This window comes from Lutimonas sp., assembly GCF_051011215.1.
GTDB lineage: Bacteria > Bacteroidota > Bacteroidia > Flavobacteriales > Flavobacteriaceae > Lutimonas.
Map to the genome: position 1 here is coordinate 41827 of NZ_JBPCUJ010000014.1, position 12656 is coordinate 54482.

Sequence of the window (12656 nt, forward strand, 5' to 3'; positions counted from 1 at the left end):
AGATTATTTTATTATTTCAAAAATATGAAATGGCATATTCGGATGCAATTCTACAAAATTCCATTCACCATTCCATGTATAATGTACATCAGGTAATATATCTCTGATCTTTAATTGATCATTAGGACCAATGCCCAGATCGTGAATCGGTAATTGAACGGTACCGCGTTGTGCATGATGGTGATCCAGACTAATCACGACAAAAACCTCACTTGTCTTCTCGTCATTCCACTTATAGAAAGCCATTAGCTGATCATTGTCGATATGGCAAAACTTAATGTTATTGGTCTGCTGCAAGGCCTCATGGTCCTTTCTGGCCTTATTAATTCCTGAGATTAATTTGATCAGCCAGTTTTCTGCTTCCCAATTATGCTTTTGTATCTGAAACTTTTCTGAGTTCAAATATTCTTCTTTACCAGGCAAGGCATCGCTCAGCATCTGCTCAAATACAGGTCCGTAAATACCAATATTAGAACTCAAAGTAGCAGCAAGTACATAGCGCTGAATATGTTTAGACTCATTAGCACCTTGTAAATGAAATGGGTTGATGTCCGGCGTGTTGGGCCAAAAATTCGGACGCATATATTCTGACTGTTCTGTCTTGGTCAGCTCTTCCACATAACCGATTAATTCATGTTTATTATCTCTCCAGCTAAAATAGGTATAGGATTGGGTATATCCCTGCTTCGCCAACTGCTGCATGATCTTTGGTCTGGTAAAAGCTTCTGCTAAAAAAATAATATCAGGATGTTTCTTTTTAACTTCGTTCATGATCCAGTTCCAGAAGTAAAATGGTTTTGTATGCGGATTATCAACTCTAAAGATATTAATTCCACAGTCTATCCAAAAGAATAATACATCCAGACACTCCTTCCACAACCCTTTGAAATCCTCAGATTCAAAATAAATTGGCAAAATATCCTGGTACTTTTTGGGCGGATTCTCAGCATATTGAACTGTCCCGTCCGGTCGCCATTTAAACCAAGATGGATGGTCTTTTACCCAGGGATGATCCGGTGCCGCCTGCAAGGCATAATCCATCGCAATTTCGATGTCCTGTTCCTTGGCCTTGGCTACCAGTTCTTTAAAATCATCTAACGAACCTAGTTCCGGATGAATATCTTTGTGTCCTCCATTTTTGGAACCTATCCCCCAACAGGAGCCCACATCTCCATCCAGGGCCGTTGTTGTATTATTCTTTCCTTTTCTGTTTACTTCGCCAATAGGATGCACCGGTGGAAAATAAAGCGTATCAAACCCCATATCCGAAACTCTTTTAAGCAAAGGTATACAGTCCTTAAATGTTCCGTGTTGTCCTTCTTTTGAAGCAGCTGATCTTGGAAAAAATTCATACCAGGTACTAAACAGTGCTTTTTTTCTATCCACATAGATTGGTAAGGGCTCTGAGGTATTGGCCAGAAATTTTTCCGGATATTTTTCGAAAATAACTTTTAGCTTATCGCTTACAGCTTCGTTTACAGCTTCATCATAAGCATCTTCATTCTTAAAAAGTTCCGATAGCTTTTTCAGATAGACTTTTTCTGAAGTGCTTGCTTTTTTCTGAAGTGCTTTCACATATAAAACTCCTTCGGCCAATTCCGAGTTCACCCGCTGTCCATCGGCAATCTTTCTGCCTATTCCATATTGCCAATTAAGTGCATAATCAACCCAGGCCTCAATTTTATACTCATAGACGCCTTGTTTTTCAACTTTAATAGTCCCAAACCAATCGTCATTCTGCCCGGCAGACATACGTACTTCCGACCATTTTTTATCTTTCTGTGCTTTAAACAATATCGAGGCTGCCATTAAATCGTGACCATCTGCCAAAATATCTGCTGAAATATGTACCAGTTGTCCGACAACCCTTTTAATTGATAACGCTCCTCCGTTAATCTGTGGTGAGACGTTCTCAATAACCACTCTCTGCTGCTTTTGCATGCTTTAAATTTTAAGCTTATATAACGTACCCTTTTGGAATGGTAGATCCTTTTTTAATAACAACAATTCCATCCTTGATACAATAGGTATCTGTTTCTTTATCTTTTAAATGAGGACCTCCATTGATTCTAACATCATCCCCAATACGACAATTCTTATCGATAATGGCGTTCTTAATAAAACAACGCTCTCCAATACCCATTAATATTTTTGTTTTATTCCTGTCGATCTCCTCCAGGGTTTCATAAGAATCATTCCCCATCATATAGGTATTTATGACGGTAGATTCGTCCCCTATTCTCGAGCGAATACCAATAACCGATTTATCAATTTTTGCCGCATGGACTATACATCCTTCTCCAATGACACTCCTGTTCAAGGTTGTTCCCGATATCTTTGAAGTAGGTAACATTCTTGCTCTTGTATAAATTCGTTTGTTTCGGTCGTATAAATCGAATTCCGGTATATCATCCGTTAAACCTAAATTGGCTTCGAAAAAAGAGTCAATATTTCCAATATCTGTCCAATACCCCTCGTATTGATAACTTGTAATCTTATGTTTTCCTAAAGACTGTGGTATAATTTCTTTCCCAAAATCATTGGTGTCAGGGTTCTTCATCAATTCGATCAAGAGATCTCTGTTAAAGATATAAATCCCCATTGAGGCCAGATAATTCCTGCCTTGAGCCTTCATATCATCACTCACTTCAGACGACCAGTCTGGTAATAATTTTTTCTCTGGTTTTTCAATAAAAGAAGTTACTTCATTTTTTTCGTCCGACTTCAAGATCCCAAAACTAGTGGCATCCTTGGCATTTACCGGAATAGTGGCAATTGAAATTTTAGCACCGGTCTTTACATGTTGCTCAACCATTAAATTGTAATCCATCTGGTACAATTGATCTCCGGATAATATCAGTGCATATTCAAAATCATGTCTTAAAAAATGATGCATGCTCTGTCTTACTGCATCCGCAGTACCCTGAAACCAGGTATCACTCATTGGTGTTTGTTCAGCCGCCAAAACGTCTACAAAAGCCTGACTGAAAAAACTGAAGTGATAGGTGTTTTTTATGTGTCTGTTCAGAGATGCAGAATTGAACTGAGTCAAAACATACATCCTTTTTATCTCGGAATTAATGCAATTGGAAATAGGAATATCAACCAATCTATATTTACCAGCTATCGGTACTGCCGGTTTTGACCTGCTTTCTGTTAAGGGATATAATCGAGACCCTTGTCCTCCTCCTAGAATGATTCCTAATACTTTTTTACTGAACATATTTATGGGGTTAAAGATTTGTATAAAGTTAAATATTCTTGAGCTGAATTAGCCCATGAATGATCAATTCTCATGCATTTTTTTATGATTCTTTTTAATTCTGTTTTATTCTCATATAACTTCTTGGCTCTCAACATCGAATCAGAAATATCTTTTACAGTTGCCTGCACATGACATATTCCAAAACCGTCATCACCGATATCAATGATCGTATCATTCAGGCCTCCGGTCCTTCTCACTATTGGAATGGCTCCGTACCTCAGAGCATACATTTGATTTAAACCACAAGGCTCAACTCTCGATGGCATTAATAAAAAATCAGCTGCAGCATATAATAAATGAGCTAAAGCTTCATCAAAACCAATGACTGAGGCATAATTTTTACTAAAATGAATGCTCAATGTTTTTAACTCAGATTCTATGGATTCTTTTCCTTCTCCAAGAATAAAAACAGAACAATCCTTTTTCAACAGTGATTTATAAAGAACTCCTGGCATGAGGTCCGCCCCTTTTTCATTGACCAATCTCCCAATGAAAACAAACAATGGCAAGGCTTCATTTAGACCAAACTTTTTACATAACAATGACTTATTGGCACTTTTTCCAGTTGTGAAATCAACAATCTCACAGCTTGTATCCAATAACTCTTGCTTCATCAAATCAGGGATTTATATAAATCTTCCACCTGCTTTGCAATGGCAATCCAGTCAAATGTTTCTTCCACGCGTTTTCTTCCTTTTTTTGCCATCTGACCTGTTAATTCTTTGTCAGTAATCAGCTGATTCACACCAGCTGCAAGATCTCTCGAAAACTGATCCGGATCTTTTGGTTCAAAAGGAGCTTCATCCTGTTGCTCAAGTGGCACCAACAATCCGGTCTCACCATGAACAACCACTTCTTTGATTCCTCCTACCGCACTTGCCACTACAGCTGTTTCACAGGCCATAGCTTCTATATTTATTATTCCAAATGGTTCGTATATCGATGGACAGCAAAACACATCTGCATGAGAATACAACTGAATGACCTCTTCCTTATCCAACATAACATCGATCCATATAACATTGTCTCGATCCTTCTTAACCTCAGCAACACTGTCTTCCATCTCCTTGGCAATTTCAGGGGTATCCGGAGCTCCTGCACATAATACAATCTGGGTATCCGGATCTATATATTTCACAGCATTCACCAGGTGAATAATTCCTTTTTGCCTTGTAATTCTACCTACAAAAAGCACAAAAGGTTTTGATTGATCAATACCATATTTCTCTAAGGTTGAAACTTCATCGGTCACCACATATTCCTGTAGATTGATTCCGTTATAAATCACCTTTACCTTATCCTCCTCTACAGAGAAGTTATTCATCACATCTACCTTTGTTTCTTCTGAAACGGCAATAATCGCATCAGCCATTTCAATAGCAGTTTTCTCTACCCATGAAGAAGCGTCATAACCTCTTCCCAATTGCTCTCTTTTCCAAGGTCTTAAAGGTTCAAGAGAATGTGTTGTAATCACCAATGGAATCCCATAACAAAGCTTCGCAACAATTCCTGCAAATTGAGCATACCAGGTATGGCAATGCACCACATCGGCATCCACTTCATCCGCATTCATCTGAATACAGGTGCTTAAGGTTTTAAAAACAGCCTTTAATTTATCGTTTGAATTATCAAATGCGGCATTATCAAATGGAAATCCTTTTACGGACAAATTTCCATTTTTCTCATCCTGATCGCCAAAGCATCTGACATCTATCTCCATTAATTTAGACAACTCATCGGCCAAATATTCAACATGAACTCCTGCTCCACCATACACATAAGGGGGAAATTCTCTGGTATAAAACAATGCTTTCATTTAATTAACGCTTTTATTAGAATAATTTTTAACTAAGTGTTTATCTGTCGACGGGTTCCAGACATTTGAATCTATTCCATTCAATATGCCGGAAAACTTATCACTCTCTTTATTAATAAGAGTTTCTAAACCATTGGCATTCTCTTTCAATTCTTCCAGGTACCCTGGTGACACAGTGGTTACTCTCCACGAAGTCTTGATAGCAGTTGCCAATGGGTTAATCGACCCATCCCAATCTATCATACCCATTTTCTTCAAATCAAATTCAGGAAAATACTTCAGTTTGTCGTATCCAAATTGCCCTTGGTATTGGGCATTGTGAATTGTAAAAACGCTCGGTAATTCCTTTAGGTTACTGAACTTATCGGCATGAGACATTAAAAAGGGAATAAAACCGGTTTGATGGTCATGACAATGTACAATCGATGGCTTTTTATTCTTTCTGGAAAGCCAGTCCAACACAGCCAGTTGAAAAGCTAAAAATCGCTCAACATCATCTTCATACGAATAGACATCAGAACGATCAAACAATCCCGGTATATCAACAAGTAAGATCGTAAATTCCAAAGGTTCAATCGGTCTTAAAATCTCGTATTCATACCTTAATCTTCCCAGTTTCAGATTACCGGTATTTACTACTTTAAACTTGTTTTCTTTCTTGAAATCATTGTCGTAAAAGGGCATGATTACCTTTGAATCAACACCCAGTTCTTTTTGGTATTTAGGCAGCGCACCAACCACATCGGCCAATCCTCCTACCTTTGCTACCGGAAAACACTCTGCACTGACATTCAATATCTCCATGATTATTTCCTTCAATTAAAACACATACCTCTGATAATCAGTTGTGTAATATTTTCGATTTGAATTTTTTAATATATAAAATAATTATGTTATTCGAAAAAATTTAAATATTAATATTAATTCCGCATAAAAAACAAAATAATTTTTTAACAAACACATCCTAATATGCCCTAATTATTCCGATATCCATAAACAGATCTCACCAATAATTCTGAGAAAAAATTCTAGGAATTCTTCCAATATTGTGGTTTAGAATCTTCAGATATTTGATTCCAGTATTCCTGATTTACGATGTGTTTGCCATCTATAGTTTTTAACCTTCTTTGAAAAACGTAGACCGTCGGATTAAACACCATATCTGTGACCCCCACGGTATACAATTGAGGCTCCTCTTCACTTTTTCGTTTCTCCTCCTGAACAATCACCTCAAAGCCGTTACATTCGAGTAATTTCTTTAAAAACTCCATCCTGTCACTGCCTATCTTTTTCTCAACAAAAGTAACCCTTTGCTCACCTATGGCACCAAACATATGTTTTCCTTGTAAACCCATATTCTTATAAACTACTTAATTGGTAAATATATTCATAAATCGGGCTATAAACTCCAATAATCAACACTCCCAGCACCGCAATGATCAAGCCTATTTTCATAGTGACGCTGCTATTAAAATAAGGAATGGCAGTATCACTTTTACGAAGAAACATAGCCCTGACTACCAGCAAATAATAATACAATGATATTGTCACATTTACTACAGCTAGAAAAACAAGCAAATACAGACCTTGACTCGCCGCAGCTGTAAAAAGAAAGAATTTTCCGAAAAATCCTGCCACAGGAGGAATACCTGCCAATGAAAACAAGGCCAGCATCATTACCAGACTCAATTTCGGATTGGTTCTGTACAGACCGTTATAATCATCCATGTTTTCTTTACCTGTCTGTGTTGATATCGATTGTATAACCCCAAAAGCAGCGAGATTTGTAAACACATAGATCGATACAAAGTAAACAACAGTAGATACCCCTAATTGATCATTGGACAATACCCCTAACAAAATAAATCCAGCCTGTGCTATTGAAGAAAAGGCCAAAAAACGTTTCATATTTTGTTGTCTGAGGGCAAATAAGTTCCCTACAAACATCGTAGCAATTGAAACCATGTATAGCATATAGCTTGTCACAATCTCGAAGGGCTTCATCACTGTAAACAATATGATCAGTAAAATCATGACTGCTGAACCTTTTGAGATCACCGACAGATAGGATGTTACTCCGATGGGTGCACCTTGATACACATCCGCTGTCCAAAAATGAAAGGGAACCAAGGATATTTTAAAGGCAAGTCCTGAAAAGAAAAATACAAAACCGACCAGGCTTAAATTTGAATAGGTCAATACCTGTGCAACCTCTTCAAAATAAATACTTCCAGTACTCGCATAGAGCAAAGAAACACCGAATACGGACGTTCCTGACGCAAGTGCAGAAGACAAGATAAATTTGATGCCAGCCTCCGCTGAAACGCGTTTCGTTGTATCAAAAGCAACCAAGGCCGCAATAGGCAGTGCCGATAATTCCAGCCCAAGGTAAAACATCAGGAAGTCACCGGATGAAATCATGTAATACATCCCTAATAACGAGGACAACATCAAAATAAAGAATTCGGTAGATTTATGCTGAGCGACGATTTCTTTTTTAATCCAATCCGCCGATTGAAGCAAAATAATTAAAACGCCCACATTCAATACATTTTTAAATAAATGAATCAATGAACTTGTCTGAAACATGCCACCAAATAAGCTGCCTTCTTCCACAGGAATAAATCCGATAACTGTGTGAATCGCAAATATAATCAGAGCCCAATTGACCAGATTTTTCTTATTATCAATGAAAATTTCTAAAATAACAAGTAGCAATATTGCAGCCAGCAAGAACAACTCCTGTCTCATTAGTAAAAATCCGCCTAAATCCATGTTATTTTATTTTAATAATCTTTCTCTATTTCTTTATCAACCCTATAACATTCGTTCAATGAAAGGTGTCAGACTCTCTCTGATCATATCGCTTAACCAAAGGGGAGTTACACCCATAAAAACAATGGGTATCAACAACAAAATCACTCCAACTCTTTCGTACCAGGTAGCCTCCTCCAACTCCATAAATTCATTATTTCGGATCGGACCCATCAACATCATTCCAACCACACGCAGAATATATACTGCAGTCACCACTATGGCAGAAATTGTAATAATGGTGGCCACCCTATGAAACATATCCGGATGCTCAAACGCACCTACAAAAATCTGCATTTCGGCCATAAACCCACTAAAGCCGGGCAAACCAAGAGAGGCCAATCCTGCTATTACATACATCACAGATATAAATGGAATCACTTTGAGCAAACCACTCATTTTTCGAACATCCCGTGTATGGGTACGTCCATAGATCATTCCGATTAAGGCAAAGAACAAAGCTGTCATAAATCCGTGAGAAAGGGATTGCAAAATAGCACCGTTCCACGCTGTTTTGTTCAACATTAACAATGCGAATAATACCATCCCCAAATGACTTACCGATGAATAGGCATTAATATATTTTAAATCGGTTTGCTTGATCGCTGCCAATGCCCCATAAAACACTCCTATTACTGATAGTACGATAAAGAAGTTCGACCAGGTCATGGCTCCTTCCGGCAACAGATACATGGCTACCCTGAAAACACCATATCCACCCAGTTTCATTAATACTCCGGCATGCAGCATGGAGACAGCAGTAGGTGCCGAGGCATGTCCGTCAGGTGACCAGGTATGAAAAGGAAACAAAGCTCCAAGAACTGCAAATCCTATAAAAGTCAAAGGGAAAAACAAGTTTTGCGCAGCGGTTGGAATCGATACCTGCGCTATTTCTAAAATATGATATGTCAGTGGCCCGCCTGTAGGGTTTGAATTGAAATAAATTCCCAAAATACCTACCAATAATAGTGCAGAAGCACCCATCAACATAAGTGTCAGTTTCATGGCAGAATACTCCTTTGGTCCTGAACCCCAAATACCTATCAAAAGAAACATGGGAATTACCGCGATCTCGTAAAACAAAAACATAGTAAAAAGATCGAGGGAAATAAAAAAGCCAAATACGCCGGTTGCCAGAACAATTAGGGAAATAAAAAATTCCTTGTGTAAATCCTCCATCTTCCATGAGACAAAAACTCCGGCAAGAACCACAATAGAGGCCAAAACAATCATGGCTACCGAAATTCCGTCGACTCCTATCGCATAATGTATATTAAACCTCTCAAACCAGGTATAGTCTTTGGTAAAAACCATGATAGCATCATTGACCTGTTTCTCCTGAAAATAGGCATAAATCAAATTCAATGACATGGCAAACTGCAAAAACATACCTACAGCGGCTATAAGTCTCGATTGTTTTAATTCTTTGGCAAAAATCAAAGCTACAATTGTTATAACAGGAACGACAATAAATAAACTCAGTATATCCATTCTGTAACTAAATAATCCATTTATAAATAAAAATCATGGCCAACACAACTGCTCCTGCAATAAAAGCAAAGGCATAGTCCTGTAAACGACCCGATTGAATTTTCTTAATTTTTTCTGATCCTGAAACGGTTGAATCACCTATCAGATCCATGGTACCATCCACTATTTTTTTATCAAACCAGGCAAAAGGTGCAGCGATTCTTTTAAAAATAATTTCTTTGGTAACAAAGAGGTATAATTCATCAAAATAAAACTTATCATAGGCCCATTGGTAGAATGCACCAAAGCCATTGGAAACCTTATCAGGCATCTCACTGGGTTTTTTATAAAAAACATAGGCCAGTAGAATTCCCAGCAAACCAACGCTCACGGCTACTGCGGCCAATGGATAATTTAAGTGAACCTCAAATGCAGCGTGATCTGCAGTAACATATTCGCTAAAATGTATATATCCGGCTACAACACTCATAAAGGCCAGAAATATCATTGGAAGTGTCATAGATGCTGGTGACTCATGAGGCAGCTCTTTATAAGCCGTTTCCTTGCCCCAAAATATTCCAAAATACAATCTGAACATATAAAATGCGGTGAGTCCTGCTACAAGAACACCGATACCATAGAGTAATTTATTGTGTTCAAAGGCAGCTACAAGAATCTCATCCTTGCTAAAGAATCCTGCAAAACCTGGAAATCCCGCAATCGATAAGGCTGCGATAAGGAAGGTTATGTGGGTGATAGGCATATATTTTCTCAACCCTCCCATATCCTGAAGATTGTTGCTGTGAATCGCATGGATTATGGATCCTGCCCCTAAAAATAACAAGCCTTTAAACATGGCATGGGTGAACAAATGAAACATAGATGCCATATACCCCAATCCATCATGACCAGAATATCCTGAAACACCCAAAGCCAGCATCATATACCCTATTTGCGACATGGTCGAAAAGGCCAGGACACGTTTAATATCATTCTGTGTCAAGGCAATGATGGCAGCAAACAAGGCTGAAAAAGCACCTACCCAGGCCACTATATTCAAGGCATATCCCTCTTCGACAAAATAGTACAAGGGAAAGAGACGAGCTACGAGATAAACACCTGCCACAACCATAGTTGCCGCGTGTATCAAGGCTGATACAGGCGTCGGCCCTTCCATCGCATCAGGAAGCCAAATATGTAAGGGGAACATGGCGGATTTTCCGGCACCACCCATAAAAATCAATATCAGACCCCAGGTGATCACAGAGAGCCCCATAAAACTAGTTGATGCCCAGTTGGCAATGACGCTTCCCTCAACATCTGTCAACACTGCAAAGTCAAAAGAACCTCCATAATAACCTATAATTAATATTCCAATGAGAAATCCAAGGTCCGCAAACCTGGTTACAATAAATGCTTTTTTTGCTGCCGCAACGGCAGATGGTTTTGTATAGTAATATCCGATGAGAAGAAAAGAAGAAACACCTACCAACTCCCAAAAAATATAAATCTGAAATAAATTCACAGCCAGCACCAAGCCCATCATCGAAAAAGTAAACAGCGACAAAAAGGCGAAAAACTTAGTAGTTCCCGGATCTCCTTTCATATAACCTCTGCTATACAAATGAACCATAAAAGAAATCGTTGATACAACAACAAGCATCATCACAGATATCTGATCTATCAATACACCCATATCAATAAACAAGGTATCTGTAAAATTCATCCAACGCCATTGAGTGACAAATGACTGATAAGTCTCTCCAACCTTACCAACTTCAAAGAAATACTGGTATGCCGTATAGTATGATAAAATCAGGGTAATTAAGAGCCCCGCAGATCCGATCCAACCGGAAACAGCAGGCTTGATCCTATTATAGTTGATCCCTAATAACAAAAATACTGCCAGCGGAATCAGCGGAATTAAAATGGTATAACTAAAATCCATAATTATCTAAATTCAAGAGATCAATATTTCATTATTTCTGTATCCTTAACTTCCACGGAAGCGATCTGTTTGTATAAATTAATGACAATAGCCACAGCTAAAGCCGTTTCCGCTGCTGCCACTGCAACAATAAAAACGGAAAAAAATACGCCTTGTAACTTATCTGGATACAAATAGGTATTGATCACAACGAAGTTGACGGCTGCAGCATTTAAAATCAATTCGATGGACAGCAACATGGTGATCAGGTTCTTTCTGGTAAGAAAGCCGTAAACGCCAATAAAAAAAATGGCGGAAGTAATAGTCAAAATTTCATAAATACTTATTCCTTGTATCATTTTACGTTCTTTATTGTTCTAATCTTTTTCCTTTCGCAATAACAATGGCGCCTATCATCACTGCAACCAACAAAACACTGATTACTTCAAAGGGCAGGATAAATCCGCCTGCCTTATAACTCAGCATGCCATGTCCAATATCACTTACTTCAATAGGCTTGTAATTCTCTGCAACCTTAAAATCATAGGTAAATAGCGCGTATACCGTTACTGTAAAACCGGCAAGGCTCAGTAAGGCCGCCATAATGCGTTGAGACATTTTCGACACTTCCAGCCTTAATTCAATATGATGCACCAGTAACACCGAAAAAATAATCAATACGATCACGCCTCCTGCGTATACGGCAAGTTGAATCGCTGCCATAAAGGTATAATCCACCATAAAATACAAGCCTGCAACCCCCATTAATACGAACAACAGGTAAATTACAGCTCGAAGCATTTTTCTACTGGTAACTGCCTTGATTGCAAAAACGATCATGACTACAGCGATGAGATAAAAAACAATTCTTTCCATATTATTAATCTTCTACGCCAGCTTTAAGTAAAGATCCTGGTTTGTTTAACACTTTTGTCAATTGAGACCTGTCGTACACCGAGTTTTCAAAGTTCTGAGCCCATTTTATGGCATCTGTAGGACATGCTTCAATACATAAACCACACATGGTACACATGGATAAATGGTAAACAAAGGTGTCTATTTTCTTTTTCTTTTTCTGTGTATGCGGATCGATACCTCTATCCCATACAATTTCAATGGTACCGTTCGGACAGGCAATTTCACATTTTTGACAGCCCGTACATCTGTGCTCATTATTTTCATCATGTGGCATAACGACCTCCCCGCGAAATCTGTCGAACATTTTTAAGGTATCTCTATTATCGGGGTATTGCTGGGTAATTATCTCCTTTCTGGCTGTAATGAAATACTTACCCGTAACACTCATACCTTTGAGCAAGGTTTTTATTCCATGATATATATCTGAAAAATAACTCATCTCTTTT

Annotated in this window: 12 protein-coding genes; all 12 read right to left on the reverse strand. The window is 38.3% G+C overall.

The window, feature by feature from the left end:
- Positions 1 to 3: 3 nt before the first annotated feature.
- Entirely contained in the window at positions 4 to 1941 is a 1938-nt protein-coding gene (locus ACR2MV_RS01620; RefSeq protein WP_434020127.1) for an alpha-1,4-glucan--maltose-1-phosphate maltosyltransferase, read from the reverse strand.
- A 16-nt stretch (positions 1942 to 1957) separates the two neighbouring features.
- Entirely contained in the window at positions 1958 to 3223 is a 1266-nt protein-coding gene (locus ACR2MV_RS01625) for a glucose-1-phosphate adenylyltransferase (RefSeq protein ID WP_434020128.1), read from the reverse strand.
- A 2-nt stretch (positions 3224 to 3225) separates the two neighbouring features.
- Positions 3226 to 3879, reverse strand: coding sequence for a glycogen synthase (locus ACR2MV_RS01630; protein ID WP_434020129.1), 654 nt, complete (start codon positions 3877 to 3879; stop codon positions 3226 to 3228).
- Positions 3879 to 5081 (reverse strand): glycogen synthase, encoded by a 1203-nt coding sequence (gene glgA / locus ACR2MV_RS01635; RefSeq protein WP_434020130.1) that lies wholly within the window; start codon positions 5079 to 5081, stop codon positions 3879 to 3881. Before glgA ends, ACR2MV_RS01630 begins: the two co-directional genes overlap by 1 nt.
- Positions 5082 to 5885, reverse strand: coding sequence for a glycogen synthase (locus ACR2MV_RS01640; RefSeq protein WP_434020131.1), 804 nt, complete (start codon positions 5883 to 5885; stop codon positions 5082 to 5084).
- Between the two features lie 224 nt (positions 5886 to 6109).
- Complete coding sequence (locus ACR2MV_RS01645; RefSeq protein ID WP_434020132.1) at positions 6110 to 6436, reverse strand: hypothetical protein; 327 nt, start codon at positions 6434 to 6436, stop codon at positions 6110 to 6112.
- 4 nt (positions 6437 to 6440) lie between these two features.
- Complete coding sequence (locus ACR2MV_RS01650) at positions 6441 to 7856, reverse strand: NADH-quinone oxidoreductase subunit N (protein ID WP_434020133.1); 1416 nt, start codon at positions 7854 to 7856, stop codon at positions 6441 to 6443.
- Between the two features lie 42 nt (positions 7857 to 7898).
- Positions 7899 to 9386 (reverse strand): complex I subunit 4 family protein, encoded by a 1488-nt coding sequence (locus tag ACR2MV_RS01655; RefSeq protein ID WP_434020134.1) that lies wholly within the window; start codon positions 9384 to 9386, stop codon positions 7899 to 7901.
- Between the two features lie 7 nt (positions 9387 to 9393).
- Positions 9394 to 11313: an NADH-quinone oxidoreductase subunit L gene (gene nuoL / locus ACR2MV_RS01660; protein WP_434020135.1), complete on the reverse strand. Its 1920-nt coding sequence runs from the start codon at positions 11311 to 11313 to the stop codon at positions 9394 to 9396.
- A 20-nt stretch (positions 11314 to 11333) separates the two neighbouring features.
- The gene (gene nuoK / locus ACR2MV_RS01665) at positions 11334 to 11651 is read right to left on the reverse strand and encodes an NADH-quinone oxidoreductase subunit NuoK (RefSeq protein WP_434020136.1); all 318 of its coding nucleotides are present in this window, start codon (positions 11649 to 11651) and stop codon (positions 11334 to 11336) included.
- Positions 11652 to 11661: 10 nt separating this feature from the next.
- On the reverse strand, positions 11662 to 12168 hold the full coding sequence (locus ACR2MV_RS01670) for an NADH-quinone oxidoreductase subunit J family protein (RefSeq protein WP_434020137.1): 507 nt from the start codon (positions 12166 to 12168) through the stop codon (positions 11662 to 11664).
- A 4-nt stretch (positions 12169 to 12172) separates the two neighbouring features.
- A complete protein-coding gene (locus ACR2MV_RS01675; RefSeq protein ID WP_434020138.1) occupies positions 12173 to 12649 on the reverse strand; it encodes a 4Fe-4S binding protein in 477 nt (158 codons plus the stop codon).
- Between the last annotated feature and the right edge of the window lie 7 nt (positions 12650 to 12656).

Bases quoted from the DNA above. Each gene is read 5' to 3' on its own strand.
- ACR2MV_RS01645 (WP_434020132.1), bottom strand. From the start codon at position 6,436: ATGGGTTTACAAGGAAAACATATGTTTGGTGCCATAGGTGAGCAAAGG.
- ACR2MV_RS01670 (WP_434020137.1), bottom strand. From the start codon at position 12,168: ATGGAAAGAATTGTTTTTTATCTCATCGCTGTAGTCATGATCGTTTTT.
- ACR2MV_RS01640 (WP_434020131.1), bottom strand. From the start codon at position 5,885: ATGGAGATATTGAATGTCAGTGCAGAGTGTTTTCCGGTAGCAAAGGTA.
- ACR2MV_RS01655 (WP_434020134.1), bottom strand. From the start codon at position 9,386: ATGGATATACTGAGTTTATTTATTGTCGTTCCTGTTATAACAATTGTA.
- ACR2MV_RS01620 (WP_434020127.1), bottom strand. From the start codon at position 1,941: ATGCAAAAGCAGCAGAGAGTGGTTATTGAGAACGTCTCACCACAGATT.
- ACR2MV_RS01625 (WP_434020128.1), bottom strand. From the start codon at position 3,223: ATGTTCAGTAAAAAAGTATTAGGAATCATTCTAGGAGGAGGACAAGGG.
- ACR2MV_RS01630 (WP_434020129.1), bottom strand. From the start codon at position 3,879: ATGAAGCAAGAGTTATTGGATACAAGCTGTGAGATTGTTGATTTCACA.
- nuoK (WP_434020136.1), bottom strand. From the start codon at position 11,651: ATGATACAAGGAATAAGTATTTATGAAATTTTGACTATTACTTCCGCC.
- glgA (WP_434020130.1), bottom strand. From the start codon at position 5,081: ATGAAAGCATTGTTTTATACCAGAGAATTTCCCCCTTATGTGTATGGT.
- nuoL (WP_434020135.1), bottom strand. From the start codon at position 11,313: ATGGATTTTAGTTATACCATTTTAATTCCGCTGATTCCGCTGGCAGTA.
- ACR2MV_RS01675 (WP_434020138.1), bottom strand. From the start codon at position 12,649: ATGAGTTATTTTTCAGATATATATCATGGAATAAAAACCTTGCTCAAA.
- ACR2MV_RS01650 (WP_434020133.1), bottom strand. From the start codon at position 7,856: ATGGATTTAGGCGGATTTTTACTAATGAGACAGGAGTTGTTCTTGCTG.